Here is an 18230-nt window from a genome sequence, read left to right on the forward strand (position 1 = left end):
CCCCCGGCCGGGTCCCCCGCTTGTGTTGATCATGAAGTTGGCGGGTCCCGTGTCGGCGTGTCACCCCGCTAACTTCATGATCGACTAAGCGCGGGCGGGTGAGGGGTGGGTGGGTGGGGGGTCAGCGGGGGGTCAGGGTCTGGTCGCTGATCAGGCGGGCGGCGCCGATCACGGCCGCCCGGTCGCCGAGGTCCGACAGGACGATGGGCATCGTGCCGGTGGCCAGGGGCGCCGACCGGCGGTAGACGAGTGCCCGGATCTCGGCCAGGAGCGTGTGTCCCAGGCCGGCGGGAGCACCGCCGATGATGACGATGGCCGGGTTGACGAAGCTGATCAGCCCGACCAGCACCTGACCCAGCCGGCGCCCCGCCTCGCGTACCACCGCGTTCGCGGCCGGGTCGCCGTCGCCGGCGGCGGCCGTCAGGTCGGCCGCGGTGAGGTCACCGGTCTCGGCGAGCCGGGCGGCCAGGGCGGGTGAGCGGCCACCGCGCGCCGCCGCCAGCGCCGCCCCGACCAGCCCGCTGTCGCCGCAGTACGCCTCGAGGCAGCCGACCTCGCCGCACACGCAGGTCGGGCCGTACTCGGTGACCGTCAGATGGGCGATGTCCCCGGCGCTGCCGGTGGCTCCCCGGTGCAGGTGACCGCCGAGGACGAGACCGCAGCCGACGCCGGAGCCCAGGGTGACCCGGAGGAAGTCGTCGAAGGCGCGTCCCACGCCGGCGTGCCGCTCGCCGAGAGCGCTGACGCTGGCGTCGTTGTCGACCACCGTGGGGCAGCGGAGTTCGGCGGCGATCGTGTCGCGGATCGGGAAGCGGTGCCAGCCGGGCAGCAGTGGTGGCGAGACCGGCACGCCCTCCCGTAGGTCGACCGGCCCGGGTAGGGCCACGCCGACCCCGGTGAGCCGGCCCAGGCCGAGCTCCGCCCGGAGCTTGCCGATCAGCTCGACAGCACGGCGGACCACGGGTTCCGGCCCCTGCCGTACGTCGACCGGCTCGGTGAGGTCGGCGAGCGGGGTCAACTCGCCGTCGGTGACGGTGACGGTCAGCTCCCGCGTACCGACGACGACGGCGGCGAAGCGTACTCCGCGCCCGAGGCGCAGCAACGACGAGCGCCGGCCGCCGCGGGAGGCGGCGGGCCCGGCGCTCTCCACCAGCCCGACCTCGGTCAACCGCTCGATCCCGGCGACGAGCCGCGCACGGGCCAGGCCCAGCGCGTCACCCAGCTCCACCCGGGACCGGGGGCCCTGGTCGCGCAGCAGCGTGACCAGGCGCGCCTGGTCCGCGTTCTCCGGCCGGACGGAGACCATCTCCACCACCTCCCCGGCGGGAGTCTGCCACGGTGTTGTTACCACCCCGTAGCGCGCCGGGGCCGCGGACGGTTCGCCTCCGGTCACAAGCCGGCGGGCCGGCCGTCCGAGGACGACCGGCCCGCTGAGGCGTACGCGTTACAGGGTGCTGCCGCTGCTGCCCGAGCCGGACGGCTTGCGGGACGTGCTGCTGGCAGTCGACGACCCGGGCGTCGAGCCGCCGCCGGACGAGCCGGACTTGGCGCCGACGGTGGCCGGGGTGCCGGCGAACGCGTCGTCGGCGGCGGTCAGCTCCTGCCGGTGGCCGTTGCCGCTCAGCTTCTCGCCCAGCTTCGACTGGCCGAGCTTGTCCTTGCCCTCGCTGTAGAGTCGCGTCGCCTGGGCCTGGGCGACGCCGGCCGCCTCCTGGACGGTCGGGTGGTCGAGCACCTTGCGGCCCCGGATCACCAGCTCCTCGTACTTCTCCCGGCCGGCACGGGCGCCCAGGACGAATCCCGCAGCCAGCCCGCCAAGAAACATAATCTTTCCGCGCATGGCGGCTCCTTCCGTACCTGACGCGCCGTCGTCCCGCCACATACCCCGTCGGGACAGACCGATGCGCCTGCGTCCTGTCGTCGGCAGCTAACTACCCATCCTGCTCTCCGCTCATACCTCCTTGTGCCGCGATGACGATTTGTCCCGTTATATCCCTGGGTCGGCGTGCGGGTGGGCGCGGGGTAACCCCCTGGACCAAGACCCCGGGGAGTCCTGTACTCTTGTCCCGTCGCACGGAGCCGGAGAGATCCGAAAGCCGCGTGACCGCACGGTCCCCCGTAGCTCAATTGGCAGAGCAGCCGGCTGTTAACCGGCAGGTTTTTGGTTCGAGTCCAAACGGGGGAGCTTCTCTCCACCCAACGCCCGCCGACTGACCGGCGGGCGTTTCGTCGTTCCGGCCCCCGGGTGCTCTCGCTGGTCCTGGCAGTTCCGGCCCGACGAACGGCGCAACCCCGGTGCACCGGAAGTGCGAGATCGACGCAGCAGGCGTGGGCGGTTTCGGCTACCCATGACCGGTTCGACGGGCAGGATGGGTGGGGTCGGCTTAGACTTCCGCTTGCGTCGATCAGTGCGTCGAAATCACGGGTGGTGCGGATGTCCGGACGAGGCGGGCGGGTCACGCTGATCGCACTGCTGGTCGTCCTCGCCTGGCTGGTGGTCGGGGGTGTGGCCGGGCCGTACTCCGGGCGGCTCGGTGAGGTCGCCACCAACGACAACGCGTCCTTCCTCCCCGCCGACGCCGAGGCGACCCGCGCCCAGGAACTGTCCGAGCGGTTCGTCGACGAGCCCACACTGCCCGCGCTCGTCGTCTACGAGCGCACCACCGGCATCACCGACGCGGACCGGCAGCGGATCGCCGCCGACGCCGCCCGATTCGCCGAGGTCCCCGGCGTGGTCGGCCCGCTGCCGCCCCCGATCCCCAGCGAGGACGGGCAGGCGGTGCAGGTGGTCGTCCCGATCGACGACGACCGGGGCGAGGAGATCGGGACGGTCGTCGAGGACCTGCGCGCCGTCGCCGGCGCCGACCGGGACGGGCTCACCGTCGACGTGGCCGGGCCCGCCGGCCTGCTCGCCGACCTGATCGAGGTGTTCTCCGCGATCGACGGGACGCTGTTGCTGGTCACCCTCTGCGTGGTGCTGGTCATCCTGCTGGTGGTCTACCGCAGCCCGGTTCTGTGGATCTTCCCGCTGCTCGCCGCCGGCATGTCCTTCGCGCTGGCCTCGGTCTTCGTCTACCTGCTCGCCGACGCCGGCGCGATCACCCTCAACGGGCAGGCCCAGGGCATCCTCACCGTGCTCGTCTTCGGCGCCGGCACCGACTACGCGCTGCTGCTGGTCGCCCGCTACCGGGAGGAGTTGCACCGGCACGAGCGCCCCTGGCACGCGATGACAGCGGCCTGGCGGGGCGCGGCCCCCGCCATCGTGGCCTCCGCCGGCACCGTCATCGTCAGCCTGCTCTGCCTGCTGCTGTCCAGTTTGAACTCGAACCGCGCACTCGGGCCGGTCTCGGCCATCGGCATCGCCGCCACGCTGCTGGTGATGCTCACCTTCCTGCCGGCACTGCTGCTGCTCGGCGGGCGGTGGGCGTTCTGGCCGCGCCGGCCACTCGTCGACCGCGCCGACCCCCGCGCCGAGCACGGCATCTGGAGCCGCGTCGCCCGGTTCGTCGCACGGCGGGCCCGCGTGGTCTGGCTCCTCACGAGCGTCGCGCTGGCCGCGTCGGCGGTGGGCCTCACGCAGCTCGGCGTGACCACCCTCGGCCAGAGCGACCTCTTCACCGAGCGGACCGAATCGGTCGCCGGGCAGGAGGCGATCGCCCGGCACTACCCGGCCGGCACCGGCAGCCCCGCCACCGTCTTCACGACGCAGGAGACCGCGCGGCAGGTCGCCGAGGTGGCGCGGGGCGTGCCCGGCGTCGCGGCGGTACGCCCGGTAACCGACAACCCGACCGGGCCGCCGGCCCCGAACGCGCCGCCGAAGGTCGTCGACGGCATCGTCCAGTTGGAGGCGACGCTCGCCGACCCGCCGGACTCCGACGGCGCCGAGCGCACCATCCGGGACCTGCGCGTCGCCGTGCACGCCGTACCGGACTCGGACTCCGTGGTCGGCGGCTTCACCGCGATCAACGTGGACACCGCCGACGCCTCACGGCGCGACCAGAACGTCATCATCCCGGTCGTCCTGCTCGTCATCGCGATCATCCTGGCGCTGCTGCTGCGGGCGATCCTCGCCCCCGTCCTGCTGATCGCGACGGTGCTGCTCAGCTTCGCGGCCACCCTCGGGCTCTGCGCACTGATCTTCACGTACGTCCTGGACTTTCCCGGCGTGGACGCCTCGTTCCCGCTCTTCGCCTTCGTCTTCCTGGTGGCCCTCGGGATCGACTACAACATCTTCCTGATGAGTCGGGTCCGGGAGGAGTCCGTCCGGCGTGGCACCCGCGCCGGCGTGCTCGCCGGCCTCGCCGTCACCGGCGGTGTCATCACGTCCGCCGGCATCGTGCTCGCCGCCACGTTCAGCGCGCTCGCCGTACTCCCGCTGGTCGTGCTCGTCGAGCTGGGCGTGGCGGTCGCCGTCGGGGTGCTGATCGACACCATCGTGGTGCGCTCCCTGCTGGTGCCCGCCCTGTCGTACGACATCGGTCCGAAAATCTGGTGGCCGGGCCGGTTGTCGCGGTCCAACGGTGAGCGGGAGGTGCAGCGTGCTGGCTGAGACCGACGTGGTGATCGTCGGCGGCGGCCTGGCCGGCCTGGCGGCGGCCCGGCGGCTGCACCGGGCCGGCGTGCCCTGGCGCCTGCTGGAGGCGAGCGGCCGCCTCGGCGGGCGCGTCGCCACCGACGCGGTCGACGGCTTCCTGCTCGACCGCGGCTTCCAGGTGCTCAACACCGCCTACCCCCGGCTCGGCACGCTGCTGGACGTCGACCGGCTCCACCTCGGGTACTTCACCTCCGGCGTTCTGGTCCGCCGGGGCGGCACCCTGACGCGGCTGGTCAACCCGCTGCGGAAGCCGGCCGGCGCGCCCGGCACCGCCCTGGCCGGCGTCGGCTCGCTGCCGGACCGGTTGCGGTTCGCCGCGCTCGCCGCCGGCTGCGCCACCCTGCCCGCCCGGCGGCTGCTGGAGGCACCGGAGACCACCACGGAGGTGGCGCTGCGCCGCGCCGGCCTCTCCGACGAGATCGTCGAGGAGCTGCTGCGGCCGTTCCTGTCCGGCGCGTTCATCGACCGCCAGCTGGAGACGTCCAGCCACGTGTTCGCGATGGTGCTGCGCTCCTTCGCCCGTGGCCGCATCGGCCTGCCGGCCGAGGGGATGGCGGCGCTGCCCCGGGCCGTCGCCGCGCCGCTGCCCACCGACCTGATCGACCTGGACACCCCGGTCGCCGAGGTGGCGCCCGGCCGGGTCCGCACCCAGGCCGGCGACGTCGCGGCCCGCGCCGTCGTGGTCGCGGTCGACCCGCCGGCGGCGGCGACGCTGCTGCCGATGCTGGCCCGGGTACGCATGCACAGCTACACGACCTACTACCACGCGACCGACACGCCGCCCCTGGACGAGCCGATCCTGCTCGTCGACGGCGACCGGCGGGAACTGGTCGCCAACACGGTCGTCGTCAGCAAGGCCGTGCCGACGTACGCCCCGCAGGGGCGGCACCTGGTCGCCACCTCGGTGGTCGGGCCGTCCGCCCCACCCGAACCGGTGATCCGGGAGGAGCTGACCCGCCTCTACGGACGCTCCACGGCGGACTGGACCCACCTCACCACCGTGGCGGTCCCCGACGCGCTGCCCGCCGCGCCGCCGCCCCAGGGCCGCCTGCGTAAACCGGTGGCCCTGGGAGAGGGGCTGTTCGTCGCGGGCGACCATCGGGACAGCCCGTCCATCCAGGGGGCGCTCGCCAGCGGCTGGCGTACGGCCGGCGTGGTCCTGGCGTACCTGCGCCCACCGGCCTGACACCTCCTCGCGCGGTGGCCTGACTGCACGCTGTTATCCTCGCGTTGCCCATCGTGCTGCTGCGCCAGGCGCCGTGAGCGAGGGGAGCCGGTTCGTGCTGGCCGCTGATCAACCGGGCGGGTTACGATCCGGCGCGGTGCCGGGGCGGTAGCTCAGCCGGTTAGAGCAGGGGACTCATAATCCCTCGGTCGCGGGTTCGAGTCCCGCCCGCCCCACCTTGTTGATCTTTCGTGCGAACCAGCTGGCCGCGGCGCGTCGCGACGCTCTGTGCGGCTGCTCGACGCGGACTGCGGCTGGCCGCGGATCCGCCGCCGGATGTACTAGCGTCGAGGGAATGAGGAACCGCGCTGCGAGGTACGAGCCACTGACGGTGGCACGCCTAGGTGCTTTGCTCGTTGGATCCGACGAGACGCGACGGTGGCGGCTGGTGGCAGAGTTCCTTGAGGAGTACCGATGGGAACCAGCCGAGATGCGCGCCGGTCTGCTGGACCAGGAACCAACGTCTACCGGCGACGAGCACTGGGATGTGTTCCTCGCGGCATTGACGGAGCACTTGGCGGCCAAGGACGGGCGGGGTGCGCCGCCGTGGGTCGAGACGCGGTCGCTCCGGCGATTCTGGTTTCCCTTCAACACGCGTGCCGCCCGGGTCGACGCGGTGGTACACGCGCCAGCAGCGTTCCGTCGTCGGGGCGTGTACGTGTCGGCGCAGGAGTTGAACGTCGCGTGAGGCTTGATGATCCACTGTTGGACCGCGCGGCGATCGAGGATGCCTTCCGCCGGCTCGGGGACCGGCTGTCGAGGCGAGGTGTGGTCGCGGACCTTTACATCTTCGGCGGGGCGGCCATGGCTCTGGCCTACGACGCCGACGGGCTACTCGTGACATAGACGCCGTGTTCCAGGTCGCCCGATCCGGCGCGCGACCCTCAGAGGGGTGGCGAATGACTCTCATCGACCTGGGTGAACTGCGCGACGTCGAGCACCCGGAGTCGTCGGCCCGCCCGCGCCGGGTGGCCCTGCGGATGCCGGTGTTCCTCGCGGTACTGCTGGCCGCCCTGGCAACGCTGGCCGCGTCGACCCCGCTGCCGGTCCGGGACGTCGTCGTTGTGCCGTCCCGCCTCGGGGCGGACCAGATCGTCGCCGGCGGCCTGCTGATGGTCGTCGATCCGGCGGACCGGCGCGGGGGCCCGCGTTCGATGACGGCGTACCGGCTGTCCGGCGGCGATCCGGTGTGGCGGGTGCCGCTGCCGGCGTCCGGCACGTTCTGGGGCGGCCACGCCCAGGCTGGTCTGCTGCTGGTCACCGGATTCGACCCGGAGTCCTACGAGAGCGAGACCGTGGCGCTGGACCCCCGGACCGGGACGTCCCGCTGGCGGCAGCCGGGCAGAGCCGTCCCCGTGGCCGGCGGGGGCCTGCTCCTGGAGGCCCTCGGCGAGGACGGAAGCGGGGCGGTGCGGGCCGTGGACCCGTGCTGCGGAACGCTGCGGTGGCGCGCCCGGGTCTCGGCGGGAGGTCCCACGTACGGTGCCACCGGCACGCTGGTCGACCGGGTGGTGCTCGGCGATCCGCGGGGGCGGGTCGAGGTGCGCGCCGCCGGCACCGGCGCCGTCCTGGCGACCGCCGACCTCGGCTCCGCGGAAGGCAGTCCGAGCCGGCAGTGGTCGGTCGTTGCCGACGTGCTGGTCAGCGTCGATGGCGCGCGGGTGACCGCGTACGGGCTGGATCGGCTGGACCGGCGCTGGACGGCGACCGTGCCGGCCGCCATGTATGCGATGGACTGCGGCGTCTTCGTCTGTGTTCACGTCCAGCCCGGCAGCCTGTCGGCGCTGGACGCCACGACCGGACGTCTGCTGTGGACCCGGACGGACCTGAACCCGCTGTTGGCGGAGCCGGACGGGCTGATCGTCACCGGGGTGACGAGCGCCACCACCCTCATGGACCTGGCGTTGCTCGACCCGGTCACCGGCGAAACACGGGCGGAGCTGGGCCGCTGGGAACTGGCACCCCGGTGGAGCGGCGACGAGCCACTGCTCGCCGTCCGCCCGCACCCGGCCAGAGGAGCGGTGGTCGCCGAGGTGGATTTGGTGGCGGCCACCGTTCGGATACTCGACGTGCTGCCCGAGGCGGCTGGCGGCTGCCAGGCGGTCGACGGTGGCCTGGTGTGCCTGCGGCACGACGGGTCGCTCGGCCTGTGGCGGCTGCGGCGCTGACCGCATCGGTTCGCCTGGACCGGCGGCGGCATCCGGATCTAGCCGCGATCAGCGCGCCGACCGTGTCGAGGATCAGTTGGCGGACGCGTGTCGCGCATCAGTCGACGGAGGACACGGGTAGGCCGGCCCGTGCCGATACTGCCGATTTGACCTCTTGAGGATCAAGGTGGCCCGCAAGCGGGCCGCGCCGGCCCGGCCCCGGCCTGCTGGCGACCTCCGGCCGGCATCGGCCGGGCCGGCCGGCCACGCTTGGGAACGACAGCGGATGTTGAGCTAGTCGGGAGCTTGTTCGGAACCGATGTTCCATGCGCCGGATGCAACGTCGATCGTCTCATCGACCCAGGGCTGAACGATGGCCGCTATCTCCGCCGTCACCGGCCACTCGTACATGATCCAGCCCTCTTCGGTCATGCTGACATGAGCCCTGAGCGGCACGACAACTTCTGGTGGCAGGACCCAGGACCGTTCGAGGAAGCCGTCCGCCCCGAACTTCTCGACCACGTTCACGGCGTTCATCGCAAGACCATAGCTGGGGCTCCGCCCCAGACCCCGGCCCTCCTCAGAGATGCCGCCGCGGATCCCCTCGCCGGGCACCACGAGGGCTGGACGGTCTACGACTGCCCGACGAGGAGATCCGCTCTCAATGCCCAAGAAATCGCACGATGGCGTCGCGAAGCAGTCGGTCGGGGTCGCGAGGCTTAAGGTCAGGGTCGGAGAACGGGGGACCGGCAACGAGCTCAGCTAGAACAGAGGCCAGCCGCTTCCGTTCCGCTCGTAGGTTCGACCACGCCGAGTCAGGTAGCCGCAGCACGTTGGAGAGCAGGTCGCCCGCGTAATAGTCGCCCTCAGCCAACGGGTCGCGGAGCAGAACTTGTACCGCGCGGGGCAGCAAGGCGGGCACGCCGATTTCCTGCCCGAGCATGATGCGTAGGTCTTCGACGGTGAACTCAGCCAACGGCTTACGTCGCAGCTCGACGCAACGCCTGACGAGAGAGGTGGCATCCGGACCGGGATCCGGCCAGACCTCCCGCTCAAGCTGCTCGATCGTCGTCACGGCGGACAGGGTAGTCCGCACCACGATTCTGGGGGTGCGCGAAAGGCTGACGGGCCATCCGTGGGCCAGTAACCGTGGCGCGCAGCGGGCACGAGCGGGCACGAGACGCAGCCGGGCCGGCCACCGCCCGCAGGCGTTTCGGGCATCACGACCGCTTGAGCACGCTCTTCCAAACTGACGATCTGCCTTCGCGGCCGCTTGAAACTAGTTCCCACCGCCACCTGCATCGCCGCCACCGCCCCCGTCCGGCGGAGGATGGAGCAAATCAGGGGGCCCGTCGTCGGACCGGGAGTTTCGTGGCTTCAACAGAGCGATCACCATGAGCACCAGGAGGGGCAGCAGGATCGCGACAACGACAACAAGCCTCACCGTCTCGATCACTGACACCACGAAACGAGCCTACGATCGCCGGGGGGTGGAGTCCATGCGTCGCAGTCCGCATCTAGTCCGCAAGAGGGCGACGGACAGCGGTGGAGTGGTGAGAGATGTCGAGAGGCGTTTCCGCTGCAAGACCACCATTTTCCCAGGTCGACGGATCGCCCATTTTGATCTCATAATCCCTCGGTCGCGGGTTCGAGTCCCGCCCCACCCGAAACCGCAGGCCAGCGGCATTTCAAGGAATACTTGATCATGCCGCTGGCCTGGCCTTTCACGTCACCTCACAATATGGAAATCGCTGGTCCCCAAAGGGGCCCAGTTCCGATGGTCGGAGTGTTGCCAGGACAGCTGCGGACTCTGCTCCTCCCCGTCCGACCGGTCAGGCCCGCATGCCGAACAGGAAGCGGGTGAATCGGGTACGGCGTACCAACAGGTCGTACGCGGCCACGGTCAGCAGCAGGGAAGCGGTGACGATCACGGCGTACTTGACGGGCATCGGGGCGTCCCACCGGACCACGTGGTACGCCACGGCCACCACGACCGGCTGGTGCAGCACGTACAGTGGCAACGCGGCGAGGGCCAGGTAGGCGTACCCCCGTCGAAGCCAGCCGTTCGGTGTCCTGGACGGCAAACCCGCGGCCCGCCGGCGGTCCAGCAGGCCCAGGATCGCCACCAGCCAGCACCAGCCGGCCGCCCCGTACGCGGTCCGCGAGGCGACCGCCAGCGGCGTCCAGCCGGTGAACGGGTCGTCGGCGAACAGGAAGCCCGGCGAGCTGGCCACGAACAGGACCAGCCCGAGCGCCGTGGCCAGCCCCGCATCCCGCCGCATCGCCGCGCGGAACCGGTCGTCGGCGGCGAGCACGAAGCCGTACAGGAAGAACAGCAGGTATGCCCAGCGGCTCCAGCCGGCGTACTCCTCCTCAAGCCCGACCAAAGCGCTGACCAACGCGACCGGTACGGCCGGCAGCAACACCACGCCGCGCCGCCGGGTCGCGGCCGCCAACCCGTCACGGAGCCGGCGGGCGCGGGCGCGGGGCAGCCAGCGGGCGAACGGCGTCAGCAGCAGCGAGTACGCCAACAGCAGCACCACGAACCACAGATGTCCCGTCTCGAAGTGCTCCCCCCGCACGACGAACGGGAACTCGGCCAGGTCCAGCCGCACGGTGAAGAACCGGGACAGGAAATCGAGGTACGACTCGCGGTAGCCGGGGTCGGCCGCCCGCAGCCGCAACCACTGTGGCAGCGGGAGCAGCGTGGCGGTGGCGATCAGCAGCGGCACGCCGAGCCGCAGCAGCCGTTCGACGGCGAACCCGCCCGGACTCCGCCGGTGCAACGAGTGCCACGCGCCGAACCCGGCGATCAGGAGCAGCATCGGCATCGCCCACACCACCGCGAAACCGGCGGCGATCATGGTCGCCTCGGTGGTCTCCGGGTTCTTCACGTAGTAGTCGTCGCGGGCATCGAACACCAGGGCCGAGTGAAAGAACACCAGCCCGACGACCACCAGTACGCGCAGCGCGTCCAGCTCCGGACGCCGTCGCTGTGGCGGGCGGACGTCGTCGTGGCGCAGCCGATCCTGCCGCATGGTCACCGAGTGTGGACGTACTCTGCCATGACGGTCATTGTTTCGGTCTCGGGGCGCCCGTCACATCACCCGACCGGCCAGCCAGGTACGGCTCCCGCGGTTACTCAGGCCAGCGGGACCTGCACCGCCACGTCACGCTGGGAGTAACGGTCCGGAGCAGCGGCGTTCCGAACAGACGTGCGTTGCTGCACCTCTACCGACGCCAGCAGCGTGCTGAGCCGTCCGTGACCGATAGGCGCATGCGTCGTGCGGCTGCCGATGTCACCGACCGGCTGCCGGGATCTTCGAGGACCATGACTCGTCGGTCCGGAAGACGATTCGCCTCGAGAGATGGCCCGCTCGGTGCGAAGCAACGGCACTCGTAGCCGTCGGGCTCGTGCAGCCTCACATCCGGGATCTCAACACGTCGAACTCGCAGCCGGGCAGGGACGGGTCGAAGCCGTGCTCGACCAGCCAGCGGACCGCCAGCAGGCTTCGCAACGACCACCACGCGCGGATCACGTCGAGGTCGACGTCGGTGCCGTAGCCGGCGACCACGTCGTCAAGGTGCTCCTCGTGTCCGAGCGTCAGGACGGCGAGGTCGTACAGGGCATCGCCCTGGGCCGCCTCGGACCAGTCGATCACGCCGGTGATCTCGTCACCGTCGACGAACACGTGGGTGATCTGCAGGTCGCCGTGCGTGAACACCGGTTTCCACGGCCGGAGCGCAGCCTCGGCAACCTGGCGGTTGCGGGTGACCAGGTCGGTGGGAAGGACGCCGTTCGTGACGAGCCACTCGCATTCGCCGTCGAGGCGCGACGCGATCTCGTCGAGGCGCCGACCGGGCCATCGCGGCTTGGGCGCGTCGTGCAGCGTCCGCGCGGCCGCACCCGCCGCGACCCAGGCCGCCGACGACGCGGGCGACGGCTCGCCGAGGCGGCCCAGTGCCGTCCCGGGCAGGGCGGCGAGCGCGAGCACGGGCGGCTTGCGCCACAGGACCTGCGGAGTCGGGATCGGCGCCAACGCCATCGCCTCGACCTCGATGTCGGTGCGCGTCTGATCAGCGTCGATCTTCAGGAACACGTCGCCGACGCGCAGGGTCGCCCGCTCGTCATGGGCGACGACGACCTTGACCTCTTCCACGTCGGCCATTATCGCGGGATGATCATCGACGCCGCCCCGGGTTTATCGCGTGCGACGGCGGGCTGACCGCGTCCGCTGCCCGGCGGCCTCGTGCGCGGCACCGACCACTGGTTCAGGCTACGAGCAGGCGGAGACCAAGCTCTGCCGTGTCGAGGGCGACGAGGTCGCGGTTGCGCTCGGCCCACCGGCCTGAGGAAAGGTCTCCGCGGAGTGTGCTGACTGCCCGTTGCTCAGCCTGCGGTCCGACTCTGGTCCAGACCGAAACCGCGCGGCGTACCTGTTCGTCCAGGTACGCCTCAGGCCGGCGCCAGTGTGCCTCGAAGAAGCCGTCAGCGCAGTCCCACGGGACGAGCACCGGCTCCGCGCGTCCTCCGATTGCGCGGGTCAGGTCGGCGAGGGACGGCCAGCCGACGAGGAGGTCTGCGAACTCAGGTAAGTAGTCGCGGGTGAGCCAGAACCGCTGACGCCAGCCGGTGTCATCGGCGTCGTACGTGAACACCACCACGCGGCGGGCCACCCGCCGCATTTCACGCAGCCCGGCGACCGGGTCCGGCCAGTGATGGACGGTGCTGACCGCCATCGCGGCGTCGAAGGACTGGTCCTCGAACGGCAGGCTCTCCGCGGCGGCGGCGACGCACGGCGCCGCACCTACGGGACGCTGCGCCCGCATGACCGCTGACGGTTCAACCGCCGTGACGTCGCGGTCGGGTGGTTCGTAGGAGCCGGTGCCAGCCCCGACGTTCAGCACCGTACGTGCGTCCCCCAGTGCGTCCCAGATGCGCGCGGCGATCCGTGGCTCGGTTCGCCGGGTCGCTGGGTAAGCGGATCCGATGGCGTCGTACAACTGCGCGCCGAACACCTTCAGCTGTTCCTCTGGTGTCGTCCTGATTCCCACTGCACGTGCCTCCAGTTCCCTGTCTATGGCCGTCACCATGGCAGCAGCGCGGTCGCGCTGGTCCATCAGCAGGCCGCGCAGTCGGCGCAGGTGCGCGACCGCGTCGGTGGTCGGGTCGTCAACCAGATCCGCGATCTCCCGCAATCCGAAGCCGAGCCGCCGGTAGGCGAGCACCTCCCGGAGTCGCTCCACGTCGTCCGCGGAGTAGGCCCGGTGCCCAGCCGCGGTCCGCGTGGACGGCTCCAGGAGGCCGATCTCGTCATAGTGATGCAGTGTGCGGACGCTGACGCCGGCCAACCCCGCCACACGCCCCACGGTCAGGTGCTCCTCCACGCCACCGACTATGTGGCATGACGCCGCGTGAGGAGCAAGCGCTTCGCTGCTGGCATGACCGATTCGCGGATCGGATCAGTCGGGCGGCGCTGTGGCGGGCGACCAGCGCTGGGCCGGACCGCGCCGCCGCAAAGTGGCAGTAGCGCCAATAAGTTTGTTATGGAAACCTATTGGCATGACTTCAGACGCGGTTTCTGCCGGCGGTGATCCCCGCCGGCTGCTGGCCGATGCGCGCGACCTCGCGCGCCGGGTTCGTCTTGCCCAGCGGGTGACGTGGTTGCCGCTGCTGGTGCTGGCCGTGGTGACGTTCGGGGCGATCCTGGTGTACCGGTTCAGCCAGCCGGTCCTCAGCGACTGCCAGGCGGTGCAGAACGGTCAGGTGGTGTGCAAGGGCTGGTACCAGGCCGCGCAGTTCTACTGGTGGGCGGCGCTGTTGCTGGCGTACGTGGTGATCGCCGGCGGGTACCTGCGGGTCGCCCGGGCCCGGGGACTGGGCACCCGGGTGCTGCCGTATGTGCTCACCGGCGTCGCGCTCGTCGCACTGTCCGCCGCCGCTACGGCGGTTCTGATCTACCTCGACCCGCTGACGTTCCCGGACGAGCCCTCCGCCGCTGTCCAGTTGCTGCTCCGGCTGCTCGATCCGACCGGCGCAATCGGGTTGGCCCTGCTGGCACTGGCCTGGCTGGAGCGGCGCGTCGCGCTGCTGTTGTTCGCTCTCGGATACCTGGCGGTGGTGCTGGTGCCGGTCGACTTCGGGTGGGGGGTCGGCTGGGGGCAACACTGGGCCTTCGCGCCGCAGCTCGTGATCAACGGCGGCCTGCTGCTGCTGGGCAGCGCCGGCTTCGCGCTGGCGTCACGGCTGCGGCGGCCCCGGTGACCGGCCCTGCCGACACCCCCGAGACGGACGAGGCCGGGACCCAGCATCCCGTCACCGGCCTCGACGACGTGGTGCACCAGCGGGTACGGCTGGGCATCCTCACCATCGCCCACGAGGCACGCCGGGTCGAGTTCGGCTACCTGCGCACCCAACTGGAGCTAACCGCCGGCAACCTCTCCCAGCACCTGAGCGTGCTGGAGACGGCCGGCCTGATCGAGGTCGAGAAGGGCTACACCGGACGGCGCGGCCGAACCTGGATCACCCTCACCGCCGCCGGCCGCACCGCCCTCGCCGACGAGATCGGCCGACTGAAGCTGCTCATCGCACGGGTCGAAACCACCGCCACCCCGGAGGACCGATGACCACCGCACTGACCCGCCGACACCTGCTTGCAGCCACGCTCGCAACCGGCATCGTCGGGATGAGCGACGAGGACCTCGCCGGCTGGGTCGGCACCCTCGACCCGGCGCGGGCGGTGCGGATCCAGCAGGCGTACCCGCTCGCGTTCTTCGACCTGCACCTACGCCACCGGCGGCGGCGCCTGCTCGAAGGCCCGAACCCGGCCTTCCCGGAGGTGCGGTTCATCGCCTGACGCGACCGCCTGTTGAATCGCTGCCACGCGGACCGGTAGCGGAGCTGCCGGAACTTCGACGAGGTCGAATCCGACCTCGCGGTAGGCGAGTTCATGGACTCTCTCGAAGGCGAGCGAGTCGTGGAAGCTGATCCGACGAGCGGCGGTGGCCTGGACGAAACCCTGATGTCGTACGAAGAAGACTGTCTGCTCATACCAACGCTCACCCACCAGGCGCTCGACCTCTTCGAGCAGGTGACGCGGTGCCTTCAGATCGAGGTAGCGGCACAGTGCCAAGGTGCAGACCGGTGACCGGTCGAAGAACACGACGTCACCGGCGTCCGTCTTGGCCGCGAGCTGTCTCTTCCGCTGGAGATTCAACACGCGGTCGGCGAAGCCGGGCTCTCGCCACGGCTCTGGCCGGCCGAGTGCCTGCCGCAGGGCGATGACGTCCGTCGCAGCCTCCTCGACCACGGCGTGGCCGTCGATCTCCAGCTGGCGCAGGATCGCTGTCTTGCCGGACCCTGGGGCGCCGGTGAGGATGTAGGCGGGCATGGGTTCTCCGATAACCGGACATGCGGGAAGCAACTGCAGGACTGCTGATCGATCCGACGCCAAGCGGCGAAGCGGTTGCGGCACCAGATGCACCGAGAGTTGGACTCGATCGGCGCGGCGCCACCGGCAGGCTATCGCAGCGGCAGCGCCACGTAAAAGTGCGAGGTGGCGGTCATCCGGCCCGTCGGGCGGTCGATCGTCGCCGGTCGGGGGTTTCCTGCAGCCTCCGGGCGATCTGTTCGACGGCGACGAGGTCCTCCGGGGTGAGCCGGTCGATGAAGTGGTGTCGTACCGACTCGACGTGGGCCGGTGCGGCGTTGTCGAGTGTGTCCAGACCGTGCGCGGTGAGTACGAGAAGGCAGCCTCTGCCGTCGGTCGGGTCGGGTTCGCGCCGCAGGAGACCGCGCGCTTCCATCCGGGTGGCGTGCCGGGACAGCCGACTGCGTGACCAGCCCATCTTGTCGGCCTGTTCCCCCAGGGTGCTGGTGTGGTCGGGCCGCTCCGACAGCGTGCTGAGTACTTCGTAGTCGGGTTCGGAGAGGCCGATCGCGGCCAGGTCGCGCGCCGTGCCGGTCCGAACGGCGACCATCACGCGCAGGAATGCCCGCCACGCCCGCTCCTCGTCGGCGTTCAACCACCGCACGCTGCCGGCCGGCCGTCTCGTTGACATGTAATCAACCTAGCATCTAGGCTTCGTTTCCATGTCAACGAAACCGACGCGTGTCCTGGTGCTCACGTGCAGCACCCGCCCCGGCGCCCTCGGCCCCGCAGTGGGACAGTGGCTGATCGAGACGATCACCCCTTCTGCCGCCCGACTCGGCGTCGAGCTTGTGCCGGTGGCCCTCGGCGATCTGAACCTGCCGTTCCTGGACGAAGAGGAACACCCGTCGTCGGGTGTCTACCGGCATGAGCACACACGTCGGTGGAGCGCGATCGTCGACGCGGCGGACGGGTTCATCGTGGTCACGCCGGAGTACAACTACGGGATGCCAGCGACCCTGAAGAACGCGCTGGACTACCTCAGCCGCGAATGGGCGTGGAAGCCGATCGGCTTCGTCAGCTACGGCAACACGTCGGCCGGCACCCGGTCGGTTCAGCACGCCAAGCAGGTGGTGACCACGCTGCGCCTGGTTCCGTTGGGCGCCACGGTCGCGATCCGCATCGGTGACGCGACGGAGAATGGTCGGCTGCGGCCCGACGCGGCCCGCGACACGGCGGGTGTCGGCCTGCTGCACGAACTGGTCCGGGTCGCCCACGCCCTGCGGCCGATGCGCGAGCGCGCACGAGCCGGGGCCCTGTCCGGACCGTTGCCAGGGTCCTACGCGAGACCGCTGACCCCTGACGACGCGGCCGAGGTCACTGTGCTGCAGCGGTGTTGCTGGGTGGACGAGGCCGTCGTCAACGACACCATGGCCATACCGGCCCTGCACGAGTCGCTGCAGGAGGTGCGTGACTGGCTGGCGGCCTGGCACACCACAGGCATCTGGCTGGACGGCCGGCTGCTGGGCATGGTGCGGGCCCGTCGCGTCGACACCGACTGGCACGTGGGCAGGCTCGCCGTCGTGCCCGACCTGCGCGGCCAGGGGCTGGGCCGATGGCTGCTGCGCACCGCCGAAGCCGCCGCCCAACCGGATTGCCGCCGCATCCTGCTGTACACCGGCGCCAAGAGCCTGCGGAACATCGACCTCTATCACAGCGAGGGGTACCGGTCGATGCCACTCGCCGGCCCTGACGGAACCGCCTGCCTCACCAAGGGCCTACCCGTTGGGCAGCGTTGACGCTGCCAATCCACGAACCCGGCCAGGCTAGGGGCGCGCTCATGCCGCTCTCCGCGCCGAGCCCGCAGCCGCTGACGGGCGTGACGGTCGCGGCCGGTCAGTAGCCGATCAGCCGGTGCAGCCGGAGGAACGTCTCGTCGAAGCCGAGCGCCGGCCAGGCCCGCGAGGAGAGCAGGTTGGTCACCCGCCAGTCGGTGACCACGCTGTCGAACCCGGCCGACACGGCCCAGTCGATGACGGCGGTGCCGAGGGCCCGTCCGGCGCCGGTGCCACGGGCGTGCGGGAAGACCGCCGCGAACCCGAGGAACCCGGCGTGGTCCGGGCGGGCCAGGCTCAGGTGCCCGCTCGAATTCTCCAGCGCGCAGCCGACGGCCGAGCCGATGACCCGGCCGTCCGACTCGGCCACGAAGGTGGCGTACGCGGGATTGTCGATGTCGACCGTCCACTCGGCGAGGGCCTCCTCCAACGTGCCCACCCGGCCGGCGGAGAAGGTCGGGGACCGACCGTGATGCAGGGGCAACTCGAGTTCGAGTTGGGCGAGCGCGGGGATGTCGGCCCGGGCCGCCCGACGCACCGACAGCCCGGCCGGCGTACCCGTCCCCGGCCGGGCGGCGGGCCGGATGGCGTGCGCGTGCTGCTGGCCGAAGCCCAGGCGGAACCAGGCCCGCACCAGTTCCGCGTCGTGCGCCGGCACGACGACGTAGTGCGCCGTGCGACCCTCGTCGACCCACCGGGCGGCGGCGACCGCGTACAGGTCGCGCATCACCTCGGGGTCGGTGACCGCGAGTCCGGCGGCCTCCACCCAGATGTTCGGCCCCCACAGCGGTGACGGCTTCGGGGCGCCGAGGACGAAGCCCACCGGGACGCCGGCGCGGTACGCGACCGCTCCTGACGCGTCCGGCGTCTCGTACGCTGCGGTCAGCTCCGCCAGCGCAACAGCGGTGTCCTCGAACCGGGCGGACAGCAGCGGCTGGGCGACGCGGTGCCGACGGTGCCGGTCGGCCAGCAACGAGCCGCAGGCAGCCAGATCGGCGGCCGTGAACGGCCGTAGCTCTGTCCGGGACATGGCCGGCACGCTACGCACCATCGGCGCCG

At 71.1% G+C, this 18230-nt stretch carries 18 protein-coding genes and 2 tRNA genes; 10 read left to right on the top strand and 10 right to left on the bottom strand.

The annotated features are described in order from the left end of the window. Window positions 1–121: 121 nt before the first annotated feature. Both GKC29_RS11420 and GKC29_RS11425 read right to left on the bottom strand, forming a co-directional pair. Complete coding sequence (locus GKC29_RS11420) at window positions 122–1306, bottom strand: ROK family transcriptional regulator (RefSeq protein WP_155330800.1); 1185 nt, start codon at window positions 1304–1306, stop codon at window positions 122–124. Window positions 1307–1444: 138 nt separating this feature from the next. Further along, window positions 1445–1840 carry a hypothetical protein gene (locus GKC29_RS11425; RefSeq protein ID WP_155330801.1) on the bottom strand — a complete coding sequence of 132 codons (396 nt, stop codon included), beginning with the start codon at window positions 1838–1840 and terminating at the stop codon, window positions 1445–1447. 272 nt (window positions 1841–2112) lie between these two features. On the opposite strand from GKC29_RS11425, the gene GKC29_RS11430 reads away from it, so the two are divergent. From GKC29_RS11430 to GKC29_RS11455, 6 genes are all read left to right on the top strand, one after another. Then, window positions 2113–2185, top strand: a tRNA-Asn gene (locus GKC29_RS11430). Window positions 2186–2434: 249 nt separating this feature from the next. Continuing rightward, a complete protein-coding gene (locus GKC29_RS11435; RefSeq protein ID WP_155330802.1) occupies window positions 2435–4549 on the top strand; it encodes an MMPL family transporter in 2115 nt (704 codons plus the stop codon). Next, window positions 4539–5780, top strand: coding sequence for an FAD-dependent oxidoreductase (locus GKC29_RS11440; RefSeq protein WP_155330803.1), 1242 nt, complete (start codon window positions 4539–4541; stop codon window positions 5778–5780). Before GKC29_RS11435 ends, GKC29_RS11440 begins: the two co-directional genes overlap by 11 nt. A 141-nt stretch (window positions 5781–5921) precedes the next feature. Further along, window positions 5922–5995: transfer RNA gene (locus GKC29_RS11445), tRNA-Ile, on the top strand. A 212-nt stretch (window positions 5996–6207) separates the two neighbouring features. Next, window positions 6208–6507 (top strand): hypothetical protein, encoded by a 300-nt coding sequence (locus GKC29_RS11450; RefSeq protein WP_155330804.1) that lies wholly within the window; start codon window positions 6208–6210, stop codon window positions 6505–6507. 211 nt (window positions 6508–6718) lie between these two features. Beyond that, the gene (locus tag GKC29_RS11455) at window positions 6719–7987 is read left to right on the top strand and encodes a PQQ-binding-like beta-propeller repeat protein (RefSeq protein WP_155330805.1); all 1269 of its coding nucleotides are present in this window, start codon (window positions 6719–6721) and stop codon (window positions 7985–7987) included. Window positions 7988–8260: 273 nt separating this feature from the next. On the opposite strand, the gene GKC29_RS11460 is transcribed toward GKC29_RS11455, so the two are convergent. The 5 genes from GKC29_RS11460 to GKC29_RS11480 all read right to left on the bottom strand — a co-directional run bounded on the left by GKC29_RS11460 (window position 8261) and on the right by GKC29_RS11480 (window position 13354). After that, window positions 8261–8503 carry a hypothetical protein gene (locus tag GKC29_RS11460; RefSeq protein ID WP_155330806.1) on the bottom strand — a complete coding sequence of 81 codons (243 nt, stop codon included), beginning with the start codon at window positions 8501–8503 and terminating at the stop codon, window positions 8261–8263. 124 nt (window positions 8504–8627) lie between these two features. Beyond that, window positions 8628–9041: a contact-dependent growth inhibition system immunity protein gene (locus tag GKC29_RS11465; RefSeq protein WP_196255855.1), complete on the bottom strand. Its 414-nt coding sequence runs from the start codon at window positions 9039–9041 to the stop codon at window positions 8628–8630. 757 nt (window positions 9042–9798) lie between these two features. Beyond that, window positions 9799–11004 carry an acyltransferase family protein gene (locus GKC29_RS11470; protein ID WP_155330807.1) on the bottom strand — a complete coding sequence of 402 codons (1206 nt, stop codon included), beginning with the start codon at window positions 11002–11004 and terminating at the stop codon, window positions 9799–9801. Between the two features lie 384 nt (window positions 11005–11388). Next, on the bottom strand, window positions 11389–12135 hold the full coding sequence (locus tag GKC29_RS11475) for a phosphotransferase family protein (protein WP_230688995.1): 747 nt from the start codon (window positions 12133–12135) through the stop codon (window positions 11389–11391). A 103-nt stretch (window positions 12136–12238) separates the two neighbouring features. After that, window positions 12239–13354 carry a MerR family transcriptional regulator gene (locus GKC29_RS11480; protein ID WP_155330808.1) on the bottom strand — a complete coding sequence of 372 codons (1116 nt, stop codon included), beginning with the start codon at window positions 13352–13354 and terminating at the stop codon, window positions 12239–12241. Between the two features lie 175 nt (window positions 13355–13529). Here GKC29_RS11480 and GKC29_RS11485 point away from each other — a divergent pair, with 175 nt between their 5' ends. From GKC29_RS11485 to GKC29_RS11495, 3 genes are read left to right on the top strand one after another with little or no spacing between them, the layout of a single operon-like run. Further along, window positions 13530–14231, top strand: coding sequence for a hypothetical protein (locus GKC29_RS11485; RefSeq protein ID WP_155330809.1), 702 nt, complete (start codon window positions 13530–13532; stop codon window positions 14229–14231). Then, entirely contained in the window at window positions 14228–14593 is a 366-nt protein-coding gene (locus GKC29_RS11490; protein WP_155330810.1) for a transcriptional regulator, read from the top strand. Before GKC29_RS11485 ends, GKC29_RS11490 begins: the two co-directional genes overlap by 4 nt. After that, the gene (locus GKC29_RS11495; RefSeq protein WP_370463330.1) at window positions 14590–14823 is read left to right on the top strand and encodes a hypothetical protein; all 234 of its coding nucleotides are present in this window, start codon (window positions 14590–14592) and stop codon (window positions 14821–14823) included. Before GKC29_RS11490 ends, GKC29_RS11495 begins: the two co-directional genes overlap by 4 nt. Here the strand turns inward: GKC29_RS11495 and GKC29_RS11500 are convergent. After that, complete coding sequence (locus tag GKC29_RS11500) at window positions 14752–15357, bottom strand: AAA family ATPase (protein WP_155330811.1); 606 nt, start codon at window positions 15355–15357, stop codon at window positions 14752–14754. The two genes, GKC29_RS11495 and GKC29_RS11500, sit on opposite strands and share 72 nt — an antisense overlap. Window positions 15358–15529: 172 nt before the next feature. After that, window positions 15530–16027, bottom strand: coding sequence for a MarR family winged helix-turn-helix transcriptional regulator (locus GKC29_RS11505; RefSeq protein ID WP_155330812.1), 498 nt, complete (start codon window positions 16025–16027; stop codon window positions 15530–15532). Between the two features lie 31 nt (window positions 16028–16058). Here GKC29_RS11505 and GKC29_RS11510 point away from each other — a divergent pair, with 31 nt between their 5' ends. Beyond that, window positions 16059–17135: a bifunctional NAD(P)H-dependent oxidoreductase/GNAT family N-acetyltransferase gene (locus GKC29_RS11510; protein ID WP_155330813.1), complete on the top strand. Its 1077-nt coding sequence runs from the start codon at window positions 16059–16061 to the stop codon at window positions 17133–17135. Between the two features lie 97 nt (window positions 17136–17232). Here GKC29_RS11510 and GKC29_RS11515 read toward each other — a convergent pair whose 3' ends face one another. Next, the gene (locus tag GKC29_RS11515) at window positions 17233–18201 is read right to left on the bottom strand and encodes a GNAT family N-acetyltransferase (RefSeq protein ID WP_155330814.1); all 969 of its coding nucleotides are present in this window, start codon (window positions 18199–18201) and stop codon (window positions 17233–17235) included. Window positions 18202–18230: the final 29 nt, after the last annotated feature.

The organism is Micromonospora sp. WMMC415, from assembly GCF_009707425.1.
Taxonomy (GTDB): Bacteria; Actinomycetota; Actinomycetes; order Mycobacteriales; family Micromonosporaceae; genus Micromonospora.

Excerpts from the sequence above, each read along its gene's own strand:
- GKC29_RS11470 (WP_155330807.1), bottom strand. The coding sequence starts at position 11,004 with ATGCGGCAGGATCGGCTGCGCCACGACGACGTCCGCCCGCCACAGCGA.
- GKC29_RS11505 (WP_155330812.1), bottom strand. The coding sequence starts at position 16,027 with ATGTCAACGAGACGGCCGGCCGGCAGCGTGCGGTGGTTGAACGCCGAC.
- GKC29_RS11435 (WP_155330802.1), top strand. The coding sequence starts at position 2,435 with ATGTCCGGACGAGGCGGGCGGGTCACGCTGATCGCACTGCTGGTCGTC.
- GKC29_RS11485 (WP_155330809.1), top strand. The coding sequence starts at position 13,530 with ATGACTTCAGACGCGGTTTCTGCCGGCGGTGATCCCCGCCGGCTGCTG.
- GKC29_RS11500 (WP_155330811.1), bottom strand. The coding sequence starts at position 15,357 with ATGCCCGCCTACATCCTCACCGGCGCCCCAGGGTCCGGCAAGACAGCG.
- GKC29_RS11495 (WP_370463330.1), top strand. The coding sequence starts at position 14,590 with ATGACCACCGCACTGACCCGCCGACACCTGCTTGCAGCCACGCTCGCA.
- GKC29_RS11455 (WP_155330805.1), top strand. The coding sequence starts at position 6,719 with ATGACTCTCATCGACCTGGGTGAACTGCGCGACGTCGAGCACCCGGAG.
- GKC29_RS11515 (WP_155330814.1), bottom strand. The coding sequence starts at position 18,201 with ATGTCCCGGACAGAGCTACGGCCGTTCACGGCCGCCGATCTGGCTGCC.
- GKC29_RS11425 (WP_155330801.1), bottom strand. The coding sequence starts at position 1,840 with ATGCGCGGAAAGATTATGTTTCTTGGCGGGCTGGCTGCGGGATTCGTC.
- GKC29_RS11475 (WP_230688995.1), bottom strand. The coding sequence starts at position 12,135 with ATGGCCGACGTGGAAGAGGTCAAGGTCGTCGTCGCCCATGACGAGCGG.
- GKC29_RS11460 (WP_155330806.1), bottom strand. The coding sequence starts at position 8,503 with ATGAACGCCGTGAACGTGGTCGAGAAGTTCGGGGCGGACGGCTTCCTC.
- GKC29_RS11510 (WP_155330813.1), top strand. The coding sequence starts at position 16,059 with ATGTCAACGAAACCGACGCGTGTCCTGGTGCTCACGTGCAGCACCCGC.
- GKC29_RS11420 (WP_155330800.1), bottom strand. The coding sequence starts at position 1,306 with ATGGTCTCCGTCCGGCCGGAGAACGCGGACCAGGCGCGCCTGGTCACG.